This is a genomic window from Streptosporangium minutum, assembly GCF_002149035.1.
Taxonomy (GTDB): Bacteria; Actinomycetota; Actinomycetes; order Streptosporangiales; family Streptosporangiaceae; genus Streptosporangium; species Streptosporangium minutum.
In genome coordinates, this window is sequence record NZ_NGFP01000234.1 from 1 (window position 1) to 14962 (window position 14962).

At 72.0% G+C, this 14962-nt stretch carries 16 protein-coding genes; 11 read left to right on the forward strand and 5 right to left on the reverse strand.

Annotation, left to right across the window (positions count from 1 at the left end; genetic code table 11):
• The coding region (locus CA984_RS34910) for a response regulator transcription factor (RefSeq protein WP_133061865.1) at positions 1-421 on the reverse strand (421 nt) is incomplete at its 3' end.
• Between the two features lie 98 nt (positions 422-519).
• Here CA984_RS34910 and CA984_RS34915 point away from each other — a divergent pair.
• Complete coding sequence (locus CA984_RS34915) at positions 520-981, forward strand: hypothetical protein (RefSeq protein ID WP_086577692.1); 462 nt, start codon at positions 520-522, stop codon at positions 979-981.
• A gap of 29 nt (positions 982-1010) precedes the next feature.
• On the opposite strand, the gene CA984_RS34920 is transcribed toward CA984_RS34915, so the two are convergent.
• Together CA984_RS34920 and CA984_RS34925 are read right to left on the reverse strand one after the other, a co-directional pair.
• Positions 1011-1679 (reverse strand): potassium channel family protein, encoded by a 669-nt coding sequence (locus CA984_RS34920; protein ID WP_207621149.1) that lies wholly within the window; start codon positions 1677-1679, stop codon positions 1011-1013.
• On the reverse strand, positions 1672-3012 hold the full coding sequence (locus CA984_RS34925) for a TrkH family potassium uptake protein (protein WP_086577693.1): 1341 nt from the start codon (positions 3010-3012) through the stop codon (positions 1672-1674). Before CA984_RS34925 ends, CA984_RS34920 begins: the two co-directional genes overlap by 8 nt.
• Before the next feature lie 49 nt (positions 3013-3061).
• Between CA984_RS34925 and CA984_RS34930 the strand changes: the two genes are divergently transcribed.
• Genes CA984_RS34930 through CA984_RS34945 form a run of 4 tightly spaced genes read left to right on the forward strand, consistent with a single transcriptional unit; the run spans position 3062 to position 6860 of the window.
• Positions 3062-3958, forward strand: a complete 897-nt coding sequence (locus CA984_RS34930) for an AAA family ATPase (protein ID WP_242676339.1) — start codon at positions 3062-3064, stop codon at positions 3956-3958.
• Positions 3942-5168: a vWA domain-containing protein gene (locus CA984_RS34935; RefSeq protein WP_242676340.1), complete on the forward strand. Its 1227-nt coding sequence runs from the start codon at positions 3942-3944 to the stop codon at positions 5166-5168. Before CA984_RS34930 ends, CA984_RS34935 begins: the two co-directional genes overlap by 17 nt.
• Positions 5161-6267, forward strand: coding sequence for an XdhC family protein (locus CA984_RS34940; RefSeq protein ID WP_086577694.1), 1107 nt, complete (start codon positions 5161-5163; stop codon positions 6265-6267). The genes CA984_RS34935 and CA984_RS34940 overlap by 8 nt, the downstream gene beginning before the upstream one ends.
• On the forward strand, positions 6264-6860 hold the full coding sequence (locus CA984_RS34945; protein WP_086577695.1) for a nucleotidyltransferase family protein: 597 nt from the start codon (positions 6264-6266) through the stop codon (positions 6858-6860). Before CA984_RS34940 ends, CA984_RS34945 begins: the two co-directional genes overlap by 4 nt.
• 64 nt (positions 6861-6924) lie before the next feature.
• On the opposite strand, the gene CA984_RS34950 is transcribed toward CA984_RS34945, so the two are convergent.
• The gene (locus CA984_RS34950; RefSeq protein ID WP_086577696.1) at positions 6925-7824 is read right to left on the reverse strand and encodes an endonuclease/exonuclease/phosphatase family protein; all 900 of its coding nucleotides are present in this window, start codon (positions 7822-7824) and stop codon (positions 6925-6927) included.
• Between the two features lie 177 nt (positions 7825-8001).
• Here CA984_RS34950 and CA984_RS34955 point away from each other — a divergent pair, with 177 nt between their 5' ends.
• From CA984_RS34955 to CA984_RS34960, 3 genes are all read left to right on the forward strand, one after another.
• Positions 8002-9042 (forward strand): LLM class F420-dependent oxidoreductase, encoded by a 1041-nt coding sequence (locus tag CA984_RS34955; RefSeq protein WP_086577705.1) that lies wholly within the window; start codon positions 8002-8004, stop codon positions 9040-9042.
• A gap of 132 nt (positions 9043-9174) precedes the next feature.
• A complete protein-coding gene (locus tag CA984_RS49425) occupies positions 9175-9273 on the forward strand; it encodes a putative leader peptide (RefSeq protein WP_342742877.1) in 99 nt (32 codons plus the stop codon).
• Positions 9274-9350: 77 nt separating this feature from the next.
• A complete protein-coding gene (locus CA984_RS34960) occupies positions 9351-10646 on the forward strand; it encodes a dicarboxylate/amino acid:cation symporter (protein ID WP_086577697.1) in 1296 nt (431 codons plus the stop codon).
• Between the two features lie 188 nt (positions 10647-10834).
• Here CA984_RS34960 and CA984_RS34965 read toward each other — a convergent pair whose 3' ends face one another.
• The gene (locus CA984_RS34965) at positions 10835-12706 is read right to left on the reverse strand and encodes a glycoside hydrolase family 9 protein (RefSeq protein ID WP_086577698.1); all 1872 of its coding nucleotides are present in this window, start codon (positions 12704-12706) and stop codon (positions 10835-10837) included.
• A gap of 105 nt (positions 12707-12811) precedes the next feature.
• Here CA984_RS34965 and CA984_RS34970 point away from each other — a divergent pair, with 105 nt between their 5' ends.
• The 3 genes from CA984_RS34970 to nusB are packed head-to-tail and all read left to right on the forward strand — an operon-like array spanning position 12812 to position 14874.
• Complete coding sequence (locus CA984_RS34970) at positions 12812-13879, forward strand: M24 family metallopeptidase (protein ID WP_086577699.1); 1068 nt, start codon at positions 12812-12814, stop codon at positions 13877-13879.
• Positions 13880-13903: 24 nt separating this feature from the next.
• The gene (gene efp, locus CA984_RS34975) at positions 13904-14464 is read left to right on the forward strand and encodes an elongation factor P (RefSeq protein ID WP_086577700.1); all 561 of its coding nucleotides are present in this window, start codon (positions 13904-13906) and stop codon (positions 14462-14464) included.
• Positions 14464-14874 carry a transcription antitermination factor NusB gene (gene nusB, locus CA984_RS34980; protein ID WP_086577701.1) on the forward strand — a complete coding sequence of 137 codons (411 nt, stop codon included), beginning with the start codon at positions 14464-14466 and terminating at the stop codon, positions 14872-14874. Before efp ends, nusB begins: the two co-directional genes overlap by 1 nt.
• Positions 14875-14962: the final 88 nt, after the last annotated feature.

The following is a 14962-nucleotide window of genomic DNA, read 5'->3' on the forward strand; positions in this document are numbered from 1 at the left end:
GGCCGGCCTGCTCGATGAGCAGGCCGCCGACCCGTACCGGCGCGGGCTCGGCGTCGTCGTCGCGGCTGCGGCGCAGTACGGCCCGGATCCGGGCGTCCAGGTGGGCCGCGCTGAACGGTTTGACGACGTAGTCGTCGGCTCCGGCGTCCAGTGCCCGGACGATCTGCGGTTCGTCGTCGCGCGCGGTCGCCACGATGACCGGGACGGCGCTGACGGCGCGCAGCATGCGCAGCACCTCGCAGCCGTCGAGATCGGGCAGGCCCAGGTCGAGCACGATCAGGTCGGGCCGGTCCTCCAGTGCCCGGGAGAGGCCCGGCATGCCCGCGGAAGCGGACGTGACGGCGTGCCCGCGTTCGGTGAGCGCGCGGGTCAGCGCGGACCTGACCTGAGCGTCATCCTCGACGAGAAGCAACTGTGCCACGTCATCACGCTAACCTTTCCCGAATCGGCCGACTGTGTTAACCACGTCGTGAGGCCCGCTTGGCGGGGCGTTAACAGGGCTGATGAGACGTTTGTTCAGTGAACGGGCACACCCTGCTCGGGCTGGGCGGGTGGCTTGCCGCAGCCACCCTCACCACAGTCGCCAGCACCTGGGCGGTGTCGCTGATCGGTGTCCACATCACCGGCCAGGCCGTCCAGCCCATGACGCTGAACGAGGTCGAGCGCACCCTGGTCAGCGTGACCGGCAGCCCCGCGCTCGCCGAGCCCGCCGGCCCCGCATCGCCCCGGCCCGGAGCGGCGACCAGGGAGTTCTCCTACGGCGAAGGGTCCGTCGTCACCGCCTGCGACGCCGATCAGGCCGTCCTGCTCTCCTGGAGCCCGGCCCAGGGGTACGGCGTCGGCAGGGTCGAGCGGGGACCCTCGCCGGCCGTCTCGGTGCAGTTCGCATCCGGCGGCGACCGGACGACGATCCGCGTCACCTGCCTGGCGGGGGCACCCGCCGTGACGACCCACTCCACCACTTCCGGCCCTCCCGGCTGAGACCTCCCCGGCCGGGCGCCCGGCCGGCCTCAGGTCTCCTCGGCGAACCGCTCGGTCTTGTCGGTGTCGCCCGCGACCAGCAGGGTGTCGCCGCCGTCGATGACCGTCTCCGAGGTGGCGTAGGTGAACCTGCCGCCGGGTTTCTTGACCCCGACCACGGTCACCCCGTACTTCTTGCGGATGCCCAGCTCGCCCAGCGTCCTGCCCGCCGCCCAGTGGGGGGCTTTGGTCTTGACCAGCGCGTAGTCCTCGTCGACCTCCACGTAGTCGAGCATCCGGCCGGTGACCAGGTGCGCGACCCGCTCGCCCATGTCGTGCTCGGGCTGCACCACGTGGTGGGCGCCGACCCGTTCCAGGATCCGGCTGTGCTGGAGGCTGATCGACTTGGCCCAGATGTCGGGCACGCCGAGGTCGGCCAGGATGGAGGTGGTCAGGATGCTCGCCTCGATGTCGGTGCCGATGCCGACCACGGCCCGGCCGAACTCGGCGGCTCCCAGCTGCGTGAGCGCGTCCGGGTCGGTGGAGTCGGCGCAGACCACATGGGTGAGCTGACCGGACAGCTCCTGGACGTTCTTGGGGTCGTTGTCGACTCCCAGCACCTCGACGTCGCGTCCCACCAGCTCCACCGCCAGCGCGCCGCCGAACCGGCCCAGCCCGATCACCACGACCGCGTCGCCGCGGTTCTTCTTGTCAACCAACGAGGGGACGCTCCTCCGGATAGCGGAACCTACGGGTCTGGACGTGCAGCGCCAGCGCGGCACCGAGGGTCACCGGGCCGAGCCGGCCGATGAACATCAGGACCGTCAGGACCAGATGCCCGCTGGTGCCGACGTCAGGGGTGATCCCCGTGGACAGGCCGACCGTGCCGAACGCGGAGACCACCTCGAACAGTACGCGGTCCAGCTTGAACGGGGTGACCATCATCATGACGAATGTGCCGGCGGCGACGGAGGCCACACTGAGCAGGGCTATGGTCAGCGTCTGCCGCTGGAGCTGCTCGGGGATGCGGCGGCGCCCGGCCGTGACGTCCGGCTCGCCGCGCAGCTCGGCCAGGATGACGTAGGCGAGCAGCGCGAACGTCGTCACCTTGATGCCGCCGCCGGTGCTCGCGCTGCCCGCGCCGATGAACATCAGCACGTCGCTGATCAGCCAGCTGTTCTCGTTCATCTGGGAGATGTCGACGGAGTTCAGGCCGCCGCTGCGGGTCATGGCGCTGTGGAAGAACCCGGCCAGGATACGCAGGCCGGGGGAGAGCGCCCCCAGCGTGCCGGGGTTGTTCCACTCGGTGACGGTGATGGCCGTCGTCCCGCCGAACAGCAGGACGGTGGTCATCCCCAGGGTGATCTTCGCGTGCAGCGACCAGCGCGCCGGATGGCGCCAGTTCTGCCGGAGCACGGCGTAGACCGGGAAGCCGAGGCCTCCGGCGACCACCGCCAGCGCCAGCGGGAGGCAGACCCACGGGTCGGTGACGAACCGCATGATGCTGTCCGGCCAGAGCGCGAACCCGGCGTTGGTGAACGCCGAGACCGCGTGGAAGACGCCGTGGTAGGCGGCGCGGCCGAACGGCTCGCCGTACCCGATGACGAAACGGGCGGTGAGCACCACGGCGATCAGCGTCTCCACCGCCAGCGTGACCTTGGCGACGCCCACGAGCACCCGGCGCACGTCGCCCGGCCCCAGGGTCTTGGTCTCGGCCTGGGTGTTGAGCCGGGCGCGCAGGCCGAGCCGGCCGGAGACGACCACCGCGAGGATCGAGGCGAGGGACATGATCCCGAAGCCGCCGATCTGCATCAGCACCAGGATCACCGTCTCGCCGAAGAACGTCCAGTGTGCCGCCGTGTCCTGTACTGCGAGCCCGGTGACGCACACCGCCGAGGTCGCGGTGAACAGGGCGGAGGTCAACGTCGCCTTCTGGCCCGCCTCGACCGCGATGGGCAGCGACAGCAACGCCGTACCGCTGAGGACCACCGCGAGGAAGGCGGCCACGACGACTCTCGAAGGCGTGTTGATCTGCCGGACCAGGTTCTTCACAGACGGTGAGAATACGCTTAAGTCGAACCTGCGGGCGTAGCCTGAGGTGGTGCTGAGGCGGACAATCGAGGCGTCGGACGTGGGCTCGCCCGGGGAGCTGGCGGAGCTGCTCGACCGGGAAGCCTATCTCGCGGGCGAGGGGCTGGCCACGGCGGCGTTCCTCGCGCTGCGGATGGGCCGCCCGCTGCTGCTCGAAGGCGAGGCCGGGGTCGGCAAGACCGAGCTGGCCAGGACGCTGGCCACGGTGCTGGGGGCGCCGCTGATCCGGCTGCAGTGCTACGAGGGGCTCGACGGGCCACAGGTGCTCTACGACTGGGACTTCGCCCGCCAGCTCCTGCATCTCAAGGCGGCCGAGGCCGGTGGGGTCACCGACGCGGCCCGGCTGGAGGGGGAGGTCTACGACCGGCGGTTCCTGATCGCCCGGCCACTGCTCAAGGCGGTGGAGACCCAGCCCAGTGTGCTGCTCATCGACGAGATCGACCGGGCCGACGTGGAGTTCGAGGCGATCCTGCTGGAGGTGCTCTCGGACTTCGCGATCTCCATCCCGGAGCTCGGCACGATCCGGGCCGAGCGGCCGCCGGTGGTCGTGCTGACCTCCAACCGCACCCGCGAGGTGCACGACGCGCTGAAGCGGCGCTGCCTCTACCACTGGCTGGAGCACCCCTCCTTCGAGCGGGAGGTGGCGATCCTGCTGCGGCGCCTGCCCGCCTGCTCGGCGACCCTCGCCGAGCAGGTCGCCAGGGCGGCCGGACGGCTCCGCGAGGCGGGGCTGGTCAAGCCGCCCGGGGTCGCCGAGACCATCGACTGGACCGAGGCGCTGCTGACTCTCGGCGCCCGCGAGCTGGACCCCGACCTGGCCGCGGCCACGCTGGGCGCCCTGCTCAAGCACCGCGAGGACCACGAGACCGTGCTCGGGAACGGGATCCTCGGTGACCTCCGCGGCTGAGGGCCGTGACCGGCCGGGAGGCGGCCCTGACCGGCGGGCTGAGGGCCGTGATCGGCAGGGAGACGGCCCCGACCGGCGGCGCGACGGCCCCGACCGGCGGGAGGGCGGTCCGCCCGGCCCGGGGACGGCGGGTGACCTGGTCGCCGTCATGACCGGGTTCGCCAGGACGCTGCGCGCGGCGGGGGTCCCCGCCGACCACGAGAGGACCCAGGGCCTGCTGCGCGCGCTGTCGCACCTGGACGCCGCCGAGCCGCGCGACGTCTACTGGGCGGGCCGGTTCACCCTGTGCGCCTCGGCCGACGACCTGCCGCGTTACGACAGGGTCTTCCACGCCTACTTCGGCGGGCTGCGCGCGGGCCGTGCCAGACCGGCCGCGATCACCGTCACCCGGCACACCGCCACCATGTCCGGCGCCCCCGGCGGCGGCGAGGACGGCCCCGCTCCGGTGGCCAGCGCGAGCGCGGCGGAGGTGCTGCGCAACCGGGACGTGGCCAAGATGACGGGAGCGGAGCTGGCGGAGGTGCGCCGACTGCTCGCGGTGTTCCGGGCGGAGCGCGAGCAGCGCAGGTCACGGCGGTGGCGGCCGTCGCACCGGGGACGGCTCGACAGCAGGGCGACGATCCGCGAGACCCTGCGGCGCGGCGGGGAGGCCGCCCGGCTCCGCTACCGCGCGCACCGGACCAGGCCCCGCAGGGTCGTGCTGCTGGTGGACGTCAGCGGCTCCATGACCCCCTATGCCGACACGCTGCTCCGGCTCGCCCACGCGCTGGTCAGACGCGAGCCCCGGGCCACCGAGGTGTTCAGCGCGGGCACCCGGCTCACCCGGCTCACCGCCGAGCTGCGCCACCGCGACCCGGCCACCGCGATGGACGCCGTCTCACGGGCCATCCCCGACTGGAGCGGCGGCACCAGGCTGGGGGAGGAGCTCAAGAGGTTCCTTTCGCTGAACGACGCCAGGGGCGCGGTGGTGGTGATCGCCTCAGACGGGTGGGAGCGCGGCGACGTCTCGCTGCTCGGCGCGGAGATGGCCCGGCTGTCCCGGATGGCGCACCGGGTGATCTGGGTCAACCCCCACAAGGGGAAGCGGGGCTACCAGCCGCTCACCGCCGGGATGCGCGCCGCCCTGCCCCACATCGACGACTTCGTGGCCGGGCACAGCCTGGCCGCCTTCGAGGAACTGGCCGGCCTGCTGGGAGGGGCGCATGCGTGACGTGCTGTCGCAGATCGTGCGGTGGTGGGAGTCCGGGCAGACGTTCGGCCTGGCCACCGTGGTGGACACCTTCCGTAGCGCGCCCCGCCCGCCGGGCGCGTCCATGGCCGTGCTCGGCGAGGAGGCCGAGGGCAGCGTCTCGGGCGGCTGCGTCGAGGGGGCCGTCTACGAGCTGGCCCGGGAGGTGGTCGCCGCCGGCACGCCGGTCCTGCAGCGGTACGGCGTGAGCGACGACGACGCCTTCTCGGCCGGTCTGACCTGCGGCGGCATCCTGGACGTGTTCGTCGAGCCGGTGTCGCGCGAGACGTTCCCCGAGCTGGGGGCGATCGCCGCGTCGGTGCGGGAGCGCGAGCCGGTGGCGGTGGCGACCGTGCTGTCCGGGCCGGGTGCGATCGGCGCCCGCCGGGTGATCTGGCCGGACCGCTCCTCCGGCTCGCTCGGCGTGACGCGGCTGGACGAGGCGGTGGACGACGACGTGCGGGGCATGCTCGCGCAGGGGCTCACCGGGGTCCGGCGGTACGGCTCCCGCGGCGAGCGGCGGCTCGACGAGCTGTCGGTCTTCGTGCACTCCTTCGCCCCGCCGCCCCGGATGCTGGTCTTCGGCGCGATCGACTTCGCCGCCGCGGTGGCCAGGATCGGCAAGTTCCTCGGCTACCACGTGGTCGTGTGCGACGCCCGCCCGGTCTTCACCACGGCCAAGCGCTTCCCCGAGGCCGACGAGGTGATCGTCAAGTGGCCGCACGACTACCTGACCTCGGTCACCGTGGACGAGCGGACCGCGATCTGCGTGCTCACCCACGACCCGCGGTTCGACGTCCCGCTGCTGGAGGTGGCCCTGCGCACCCCGGCGGGCTACGTCGGGGCGATGGGCTCGCGCCGCACCCACGAGGACCGGCTGGCACGGCTCCGTGAGGCGGGCCTGGGGGAGGCGGAGCTGAAACGGCTCCGCTCCCCGATCGGGCTGGACCTGGGGGCGCGGACCCCGGAGGAGACCGCGGTCTCCATCGCCGCCGAGCTGATCCAGCTCCGCTGGGGCGGTTCGGGACAGCCCCTCACCGACGGCTCCGGCCGGATCCACGGGGACGGGGGCCGGCCGTGACCACGCGCGGGGAGGTCGCCGCACGGGGGGCCACCGCGGGGCTGCTGCTGGCGGCCGGTTCGGGCTCGCGGCTGGGCACGCCGAAGGCGCTGGTGGAGTTCCGCGGCGAGCGGCTGGTGGACCGGGGCGTCCGGCTGCTCCACGACGGCGGCTGCCATCCCGTGGTCGTCGTGCTGGGAGCCGCCGTGGCGCAGGTGCGCGGGGCGGTGGCCGTACGGAATCCGCGGTGGCGCTCGGGGATGGGCTCCTCGCTGCGCACCGGACTCGGCGCACTCCCCGGCGACGCGCGGCACGTGGTGATCGCCCTGGTGGACCAGCCGTTCATCGGCCCGCGGGCGGTGGAGCGGCTGATCCGGGCCGCGCGCGACGGCGCCTCGGTCGCCGTCGCCACCTACGGCGGGGCGCCGAGGAACCCGGTGCTGATCGCCAGGGAGCACTTCGAGGAGGTCGCCGCGCTCGCGACCGGTGACGTCGGCGCCCGGCCGTTCCTGCGGGCCCACCCCGAGCTGGTCGTCGCGGTGCCCTGCGACGATGCCGGCGACCCCGCCGACATCGACACCCCGGCGGATCTGTCCGCGCTGAGGGCGCGCTGAGGCCGCCGGCGGGTCCTGCCGGGCGCCGCCGCCCGTGCCGCGCGGGTGAGGCGGCGCCGCGTGGTCAGGAGCTCTCTCCCAGGCGCAGCGAGGCGAAGGCGGCGCGGTGGTCACTGCCCGCGGCCGGCTCGACGCCCGCGGAGGTGGCGGTGAGGCCGCGGTAGAGGATGTGGTCGGGACGGGTGAGCGGGAAGGACGACGGCCAGGTGAACCCGAAGCCGGAGCCGGCCTCCTGCTGGGCGTCCGACAGCGGGGGCACCAGGCCGGAGCGTTTGCGGTCGGTGGTGGCGGTGTTGAGGTCGCCGAGCAGGAGCAGGTGCTCGCTCTCGTCCCTGTCGATGATCTTGCGGGCGTGCGCGAGGGTCTCGTCGCGCTGGGCGGTCTTGCCGGGACGGGCCGAGGCCAGGTGCATGACGTAGACGGTCAGCTTCCCCTTGGGCGTCTTGACCACGGCCCGCAGCGCCCGCACCCAGTCCAGGCCGATGTCCGCCTTGCGGGCCTCGACGATCGGGAAGCGGCTCCACAGGCCGACCGTGCTGACCTGGTAGTGGTGCGGGAAGCGCTCGTCGAGCGCCTTGGCCGCCGGCCCGCCGGGGGTCAGCTCCTGCGCGGCGATCAGGTCCCGGCCCTTCGAGACGGCCCGTACGGCCCGGCCCGAGGCGGCGTTGGTCACCCCCACGTTGACGGTGGCCACCGACAGGTCGCTCGGCCCGCCCGGCGGGGAGCGCAGCAGCGCGGGACCGAACATGACCCCCCATACGGCCGCCGGGACCAGCACCGCGACGATCACCTGCCACGAGCGGGTGAACAGCGCGACGACCAGCAGCACCGGCACGGCGACGCCGAGCCAGGGGAGCAGGCTCTCCAGCACGGGCGTGAACCCACCCAGTTCCGGCAGGAGCCGGTGGCCGCCGAGAATCAGGGCCAGCACCCCCGCCACCGCGATGATCGACCGTCTCAGCACGTCGCTCCTCGTCCACCCGGTCCCCGGAGGGCTTTCCCCTGCCCTGAAATGCGTACGCTACCGGCCTCGTGGCCAGGACGCGGGGGCTTGGTGCTTCGGCGGTGAGTCGATAGCCTTTGCACCGGAGACAACGGAACATCATTCGGTTCTGTGGGCGCGCGGAAGGACGATCTCAGGATGCGTATCGGTATGGCCCTGAACTACTCGGGGGGCTTCAAGGAAACCGTGGCCGCGCTGGCCGACTACGAGAAGGCCGGCCTCGACATCGTCTTCGTCGCCGAGGCCTACAGCTTCGACGCGGTCAGTCAGATGGGCTACATCGCGGCCAAGACCGAGCGTCTGCAGATCGCCTCCGGCATCCTGCCGATCTACTCCCGTACGCCCACCCTGCTGGCCATGACCGCCGCCGGAATGGACTACGTCTCCGACGGCCGCTTCACCCTCGGCCTGGGTGCCTCGGGCCCCCAGGTCATCGAGGGCTTCCACGGTGTGCCGTACACCGCTCCGCTGGGCCGTACCCGCGAGGTCGTCGAGATCTGCCGTCAGGTCTGGAAGCGCGAGCGCCTGACCTACGAGGGCAAGCACTACACGGTGCCGCTCGCCGCGGGTCAGGGCACCGGCCTGGGCAAGCCTCTGAAGATCATCAACCACCCGGTCCGCGACCGCGTCCCCATCGTGATCGCCGCCATCGGCCCCAAGAACGTCGAGCTCTCCGCGGAGCTGGCCGAGGGCTGGGAGCCGATCTTCTACATGCCGGAGAAGGCCGCCGACGTCTGGGGCGCCTCGCTGGCCGCGGGCAAGGCCCGGCGCGACCCGTCCCTGGGCGAGCTGGACGTCATCGCCCAGGCGGCGCTGGCCATCGGCGACGACGTGTCGGACTGGCTGGAGCTGGGCCGTCCGATGGCCGCGCTCTACATCGGCGGCATGGGCGCCAAGGGCAAGAACTTCTACAACGACCTCGCCCGCCGGTACGGCTACGAGAAGGAGGCCGAGCAGATCCAGAACCTCTACCTCGACGGGAAGAAGGACGAGGCCGCCGCGCTCGTCCCGCAGGAGTTGCTGGAGAAGATGTCCCTGATCGGCTCCGAGGGCCACGTCCGCGACCGCCTCCAGGCGATGAGGGAGTCGGGCGTCACGACCGTCAACGTCGCCCCGCTCGGCCATACCCATGAGGAGCGCGTCCGGCTCATCGAGAGGGTCAGGGAGCTCGCCTCCTGACGCCTCCGGGCGGAGGGGGTCCCGGCTCCGGCCGGGGCCCCCTTTTCCCCTTTACGGCCTCGTGCCGCCGCCTTCCGGTCCGTGTTGTGGTGTACATCACATGACAAATCGGAATATACGTATCGCGTGAGGATGTTCTACCCCGCCGTGAGGTTCTCTCCGGTGATCGTGTGGCTCGTCGAGCGGCTGCACGTAGACCTGTGCCGGCTCAGCAGCCAGCTCTGTCGCTGAACGACGCCCCCGCTCCCCAATCCTCACCCCGCATGCCCGTGTCCGCTCCGGCATGCCCTTTTTCGGAGTTTCCGTTCATGAAGAGGTTCTCTTTCTCCCTGCAGTTGCTGCTGGGCCTGGTGGCCGGTGTCGCCCTCGGCTTCATCGCCCGCGCCGGTGACGTCACCTGGCTCACCACCACCCTGACCGAAGTCGGCAAGATCTTCGTCCAGCTCCTCAAGCTCGCGGTCCCGCCGCTGGTCTTCACCGCGGTCGTCGTCAGCGTGGCAAACCTGCGCAACGTCAACGGGGCCGCCAGGCTCGCCGGCAAGACGCTGCTGTGGTTCCTGGTCACCTCGCTGATCGCCGTGGCCTTCGGCATCGGCCTCGGACTGGTCATCAACCCCGGCGAGGGCGTCACCATCGCCACCGAGGGCGCCAAGGCCGTGGACCTGGAAGGCGCCGGAACCTGGGTCGACTTCCTGACCGGCATCATCCCCACCAACATCGTCACCGCCTTCACCGAGCTCAACGTCCTCCAGATCGTCTTCCTGGGAGCCGTCCTCGGCGCCGCCGCCCTGGCCGTCGGCGACAAGGCCGAGCCGTTCCTCGGCTTCAGCCGCTCGGTCCTCGAACTGGTCCAGAAGGCCCTGTGGTGGGTCATCCGGCTGGCCCCGATCGGCACGGCCGGTCTCATCGGCAAGTCCGTGGCCAGCTACGGCTGGGACCTGCTCGCCCCGCTCGCCAAGCTCAGCGCGGGGGTCTACATCGGCTGCCTCCTGGTGCTCCTGGTGAGCTACCCGCTGCTGCTCGCCTTCGTCGGCAAGGTCAGCCCGATCACCTTCTACCGGAACGCCTGGCCCGCAATCGAGCTGGCCTTCGTCTCCCGTTCCTCGGTCGGGACCATGCCGCTCACCCAGCGCGTCACCACCGAGCGCCTGGGTGTGGACCGCGACTACGCCTCCTTCGCGGTGCCGTTCGGCGCGACCACCAAGATGGACGGCTGCGCCGCGATCTACCCGGCCCTCGCCGCGATCTTCGTGGCCCAGGTGTTCCACATCCCGCTCGGGGTTGGCCAGTACCTGCTGATCGCCTTCGTCTCGGTGGTCGGCTCCGCCGCCACCGCCGGCCTCACCGGTGCGATCGTGATGCTCACCCTCACCCTCAGCACGCTCGGCCTGCCCCTTGAGGGCGTCGGCCTGCTGCTGGCCATCGACCCGATCCTCGACATGATCCGCACCGCCACCAACGTGGCCGGCCAGATGGTCGTCCCGGTCCTGGTCGGCAGGGCCGAGGGCCGCCTCGACGAGGCGGTCTTCAACGCGCCGCCCCAGCCGCTCGACGACGCTCCCGCCGAGAGGGCGGTCAGGGTTCCCGAGCCCGCGACCGCCTGACGGTCCGGGTCCCCGCCGGCAGGGCGGTCAGGGTCCCCGGGCCCGCGACCGCCTGACGGTCCGATCGCGTACGGCCCGCCCTCCCCGCACGGGGGTGGCGGGCCGTACTTCCGTGTCCGGCGCGGCTCGGCGGGCCCCCGCCGGTCCCGGCGACAGGGGGAGCCCGGCCGTGCCGCGCCGGCCGCGGGTCAGCGGTCCTTCGACATCAGCGTGAGCGCGTACAGCGCGATCGCCGCGAAGTCGTCGGCGGGCTCCGACGCCTGCCAGGAGCGGACGTCGTCGACGTAGCGGGAGCCGCGGCCGGTGAACTCCTCGTAGCGGTCCACGCCGTCGCCCGGGCAGCGCTTCATCTCCTCGAAGTGCTCGCCCAGGCCGTCGGAGAACAGGTCCTCGCTGTTGGGCCCGTTCACGACCGCGCCGACGGCCAGGGGGCGGCGGCCGTCGACGCGGCCCTTGAGGTTGGCGATCTGGTGGTGCGGGCAGCGCTCGAAGTTCTCGCCTGCGCCGACCATGAACGACACGCCCCAGGCGTTGGCGCCGAAGGTCCAGTTGCGCTGCCGGGTGCCGAAGGCGTCGTAGGCGCGGTCACCGCTCACCGCCCGGTACAGCCGGGAGGTGGCGGCCAGGCCGAAGGCGTGCGGCACCGCGTCGAAGCCGTCGTACACCGCGCCGGCCCCGAACGGGTCCTTGGCGGCGCGCCCGGCGCCGATCTCCAGCTGCGCCTTCAGGTCGCCGAGCAGGTGTGACTCCTTCACCGCCAGGTCGCCGGCCCCGGCGGCGCGCAGCGCGCGGACCAGGTCGGCGTGGCCGAGGGCGCTGACGTCGTAGAGGTTGAGGGTGTCGCCCCCGGCCTCGTGCTCCAGGTACTGCCCGGCCCAGTGCGCGGCCTGCCGGAGCCATTCCCCGGCCCGGGGGTCCTCCAGCCGCTGGGCGGCCAGTGCCATCTCGGCCCCGCCCAGCTCCATGTCGTCGCGCCACACGCTCTCCGGATAGAAGGCCCACGGCAGCGAGGTGGTCAGCCTGCCCACGTTCTCGGTCCTGGCCAGCGCGTAGATCGAGGCGGCCTTGTCCAGCAGCCGCTGGGCCCGGTACCGGTCGGGCTCCACCTGGGAGGCCAGGGCGAAGGCGGCGGCCGTACGGCCCGCGAGGTTGGGGCTGATCGGCTCGCCGGGCGGGGCCGCGCGGAAGACCGGGCGGTTGCGGATGTACTGCCGCCCCTGGCCGGTGTCCCCGTCGTCGGCCTCGGGCAGGCGCCAGACGTCGTGGTCGCCGGCGAACGTGCCCTCCGCGTCGCCCGCGCCGATGCCGACCTGGATGTAGAGGGTCCTGGACCGCTCGTCCCACATCTTGTCCAGCCACTTCAGGCCGTGTGCCGCCTCGGCCCGGAGCCGGGGGTCCACCACGGGCCCGGCGTCGCGCCTGGCCGCCCAGAGCAGCGTGTCGACGTAGGCCAGGATGTGGGTGAACTTCAGGTAGTCGCCCGCGTCGAACCAGCCGCCCTCGGCGTCGACGGTCCCGCCGAGGGCGGTGAGCCCGCCCTTGATCTGGTCGGTGTCGGGGCCGGTGAAGACCGGCCACTCGTGGACGGCGGCCCGGCGGTCGTTGAGGTGGGAGGGCTTGCGCCCGAGCTCGCCGGGGATCACGTCGGCGCCGTCGCGCTGGGCGCCGAAGAACGTGACGACCTTGGAGGCGGGCACGGCGAACTGCGCGGCCGGGGCGACCCGGAACTCCGCCGAGGTGGTCGTGGCGGTCCTGATCCGGTACCTGCCCGGGGCGCGGAGCCCGCTGACGTCGACGGCGTAGACATGCCCGTACTTGGCGTTCCAGCGGCCGAGGTCCGCGCCGGCCCTGCCGCGCAGCACCTTCCGGCCCCGGTGGTCGACGACGGTGAAGGGCGTCGCGGCGGCCGGGCCCGTCGTCATCAGGTAGGCCTGTTTGGTCTCGGAGGGGGCGAATCCGACCTGGTCGACCCGGATGAACCCGGCGGTGCTCTCCGCCAGGGCGGGGGTGCCGGCCGTCACGAGTGCGGAGAGGGCTACGGCGGCGAGAATGCGTCGCATCGGCGCTCCTGGTGCGGGGGGAGTTAGGAAACCTTCCTAACCTCTGGGGGGAAGGTAGCGACACCTGCGAAGGGGGTCAAGAGCGGCGGTCAATAGCATGCGGACATGACCGTCACCCATGCTCGGCGCCGCGAACGCCTCGCGGCACTGCTCCCCGCTCACGAGGCGGACGCGATCCTGGTCACCCGGGGCGTCAACGTGCGCTACCTGACCGGCCTGGCCAGCTCCAACGCGGCGGTGCTCGTCCGGGCCGACGCCCGTGCCACGCTGGCCACCGACTCCCGCTACGCCGAGACCGCGCGGCGGGCCTGCTCCGACATCGAGGTGGTCGAGGAGCGCGACGTCGCCGGATGCCTGGTGGTGATGGCCGACCGGGTCGCCGTCGAGGCCCACGACATGCCCGTCGCCGACTACTTCCGGCTGGGCGAGGACCTGCTGCGCCTGACCGGGGCGGTGGAGTCGGTGCGCCGGGTCAAGGACGAGGCCGAGATCGACCTTCTCCGCGACGCGTGCGCGATCACCGACCAGGCATTCTCCGACGTGCTGCCCATGCTGCGGCCCGGGGTGACCGAGAGGGACATCGCCAGGGCGCTGGAGTCCCGGATGATCGAGCTGGGCGCCGAGAAGCCCGCCTTCGACTCGATCGTGGCGAGCGGCCCCAACGGCTCGATCCCGCACCACTCGCCCTCGGACCGGCCGCTGGAGCGGGGCGATCTGGTCACGATGGACTTCGGGGCGCTGCACGGGGGCTACCATGCCGACATGACCCGGACGGTGGCGATCGGCGAGCCCGCCCCGTGGCAGCGCGAGCTGTACGACCTGGTCCGTGCCGCCCAGCGCGCCGGCCGCCATGCCGTACGGCCCGGCGCCGCCGCCCACGAGGTGGACGCCGCCGCCCGCGAGGTGATCGCGCAGGCGGGGTACGGAGACTACTTCGGCCACGGCCTCGGCCACGGTGTCGGGCTGGAGATTCACGAGGCGCCGTTCCTGTCTCCGCTGAAGCCGGAGCCCGACCATGAGCACGCTAGACTAGAGGATCGAGTTCCGGTCACCGTTGAGCCTGGAGTTTACCTACCGGGCAGGGGCGGCGTCCGCATCGAGGACACGCTCGTGACGCGTGATGACGGACCGGAACTTCTCACACGGACGACCAAAGAGCTGCTTGTCCTTTAGAGCGGCCGTACGCAGGAGAAACTAGTGGCGACGACGAACGACCTCAAGAACGGCCTGGTGCTCAAGCTCGACGGCGGTGAGCTCTGGGCGGTTGTGGAGTTCCAGCACGTCAAGCCCGGCAAGGGTGGTGCGTTCGTCCGCACCAAGCTGAAGAACGTCATGTCGGGCAAGGTCGTCGACAAGACCTTCAACGCCGGCGTCAAGGTCGAGGTGGCCAACGTCGACAAGCGCGAGATGCAGTTCTCCTACATGGACGGCGACGACTTCGTCTTCATGGACACCGAGAACTACGACATGCTCCACGTCTCCCGGACCGCGGTCGGCGACGCCGCCAACTACCTGCTGGAGAACATGCTGGCCACGGTGGCGATCAACGAGGGCAACGTGCTCTACATCGACCTGCCCGCGGCCGTCGAGCTGATCATCGCCGAGACCGAGCCCGGCCTCCAGGGCGACCGCTCCACCGGCGGCACCAAGCCCGCCAAGCTGGAGACCGGCGCCGAGATCAAGGTGCCGCTGTTCATCACGACCGGCGAGAAGGTCAAGGTCGACACCCGCACCGGCGATTACCTCGGCCGGGCCTGATGTCGGCACGGGGTAAGGCGCGCAGGCGCGCGCTGGACATCCTGTTCGAGGCGGAGGCGCGCAGCCAGGACCCGCTCAGCGTTCTCGCCGAGCGCCTGGAGCGGGCGGAGCCGCCCGTCAACGAGTACACCGCGACGATCGTCGAGGGCGTGTGCCGCCACCGGGCCCGCATCGACGAACTGATCACCACCTACGCCGAGGGCTGGACGCTCGACCGCATGCCCGCGGTCGACCGCAACCTGCTGCGCGGCGGCACCTACGAGCTGCTGTGGATGCCCGACGTCCCCGAGGGCGTCGTCATCAGCGAGTGGGTCGGCCTGGCCTCCGAACTGTCGACCGACGAGTCGCCGCAGTTCGTCAACGGCCTGATGGCCCGCTTCAAGCAGCTCAAGCCCTCCCTGGCGCTGTAACGCCCCTCGCGGGGGACCGGGTCTCCGGTCTCCCGCGGCCGGGCACGCGGCGGCCGGGCCGGTGTCGCCTCCCCCTTCCGTCTCCCTC

Bases quoted from the DNA above. Each gene is read 5' to 3' on its own strand.
- CA984_RS34970 (WP_086577699.1), top strand. From the start codon at position 12,812: ATGACCGTCACCCATGCTCGGCGCCGCGAACGCCTCGCGGCACTGCTC.
- CA984_RS34960 (WP_086577697.1), top strand. From the start codon at position 9,351: ATGAAGAGGTTCTCTTTCTCCCTGCAGTTGCTGCTGGGCCTGGTGGCC.
- CA984_RS49425 (WP_342742877.1), top strand. From the start codon at position 9,175: ATGTTCTACCCCGCCGTGAGGTTCTCTCCGGTGATCGTGTGGCTCGTC.
- nusB (WP_086577701.1), top strand. From the start codon at position 14,464: ATGTCGGCACGGGGTAAGGCGCGCAGGCGCGCGCTGGACATCCTGTTC.
- CA984_RS34965 (WP_086577698.1), bottom strand. From the start codon at position 12,706: ATGCGACGCATTCTCGCCGCCGTAGCCCTCTCCGCACTCGTGACGGCC.
- CA984_RS34955 (WP_086577705.1), top strand. From the start codon at position 8,002: ATGCGTATCGGTATGGCCCTGAACTACTCGGGGGGCTTCAAGGAAACC.
- CA984_RS34940 (WP_086577694.1), top strand. From the start codon at position 5,161: ATGCGTGACGTGCTGTCGCAGATCGTGCGGTGGTGGGAGTCCGGGCAG.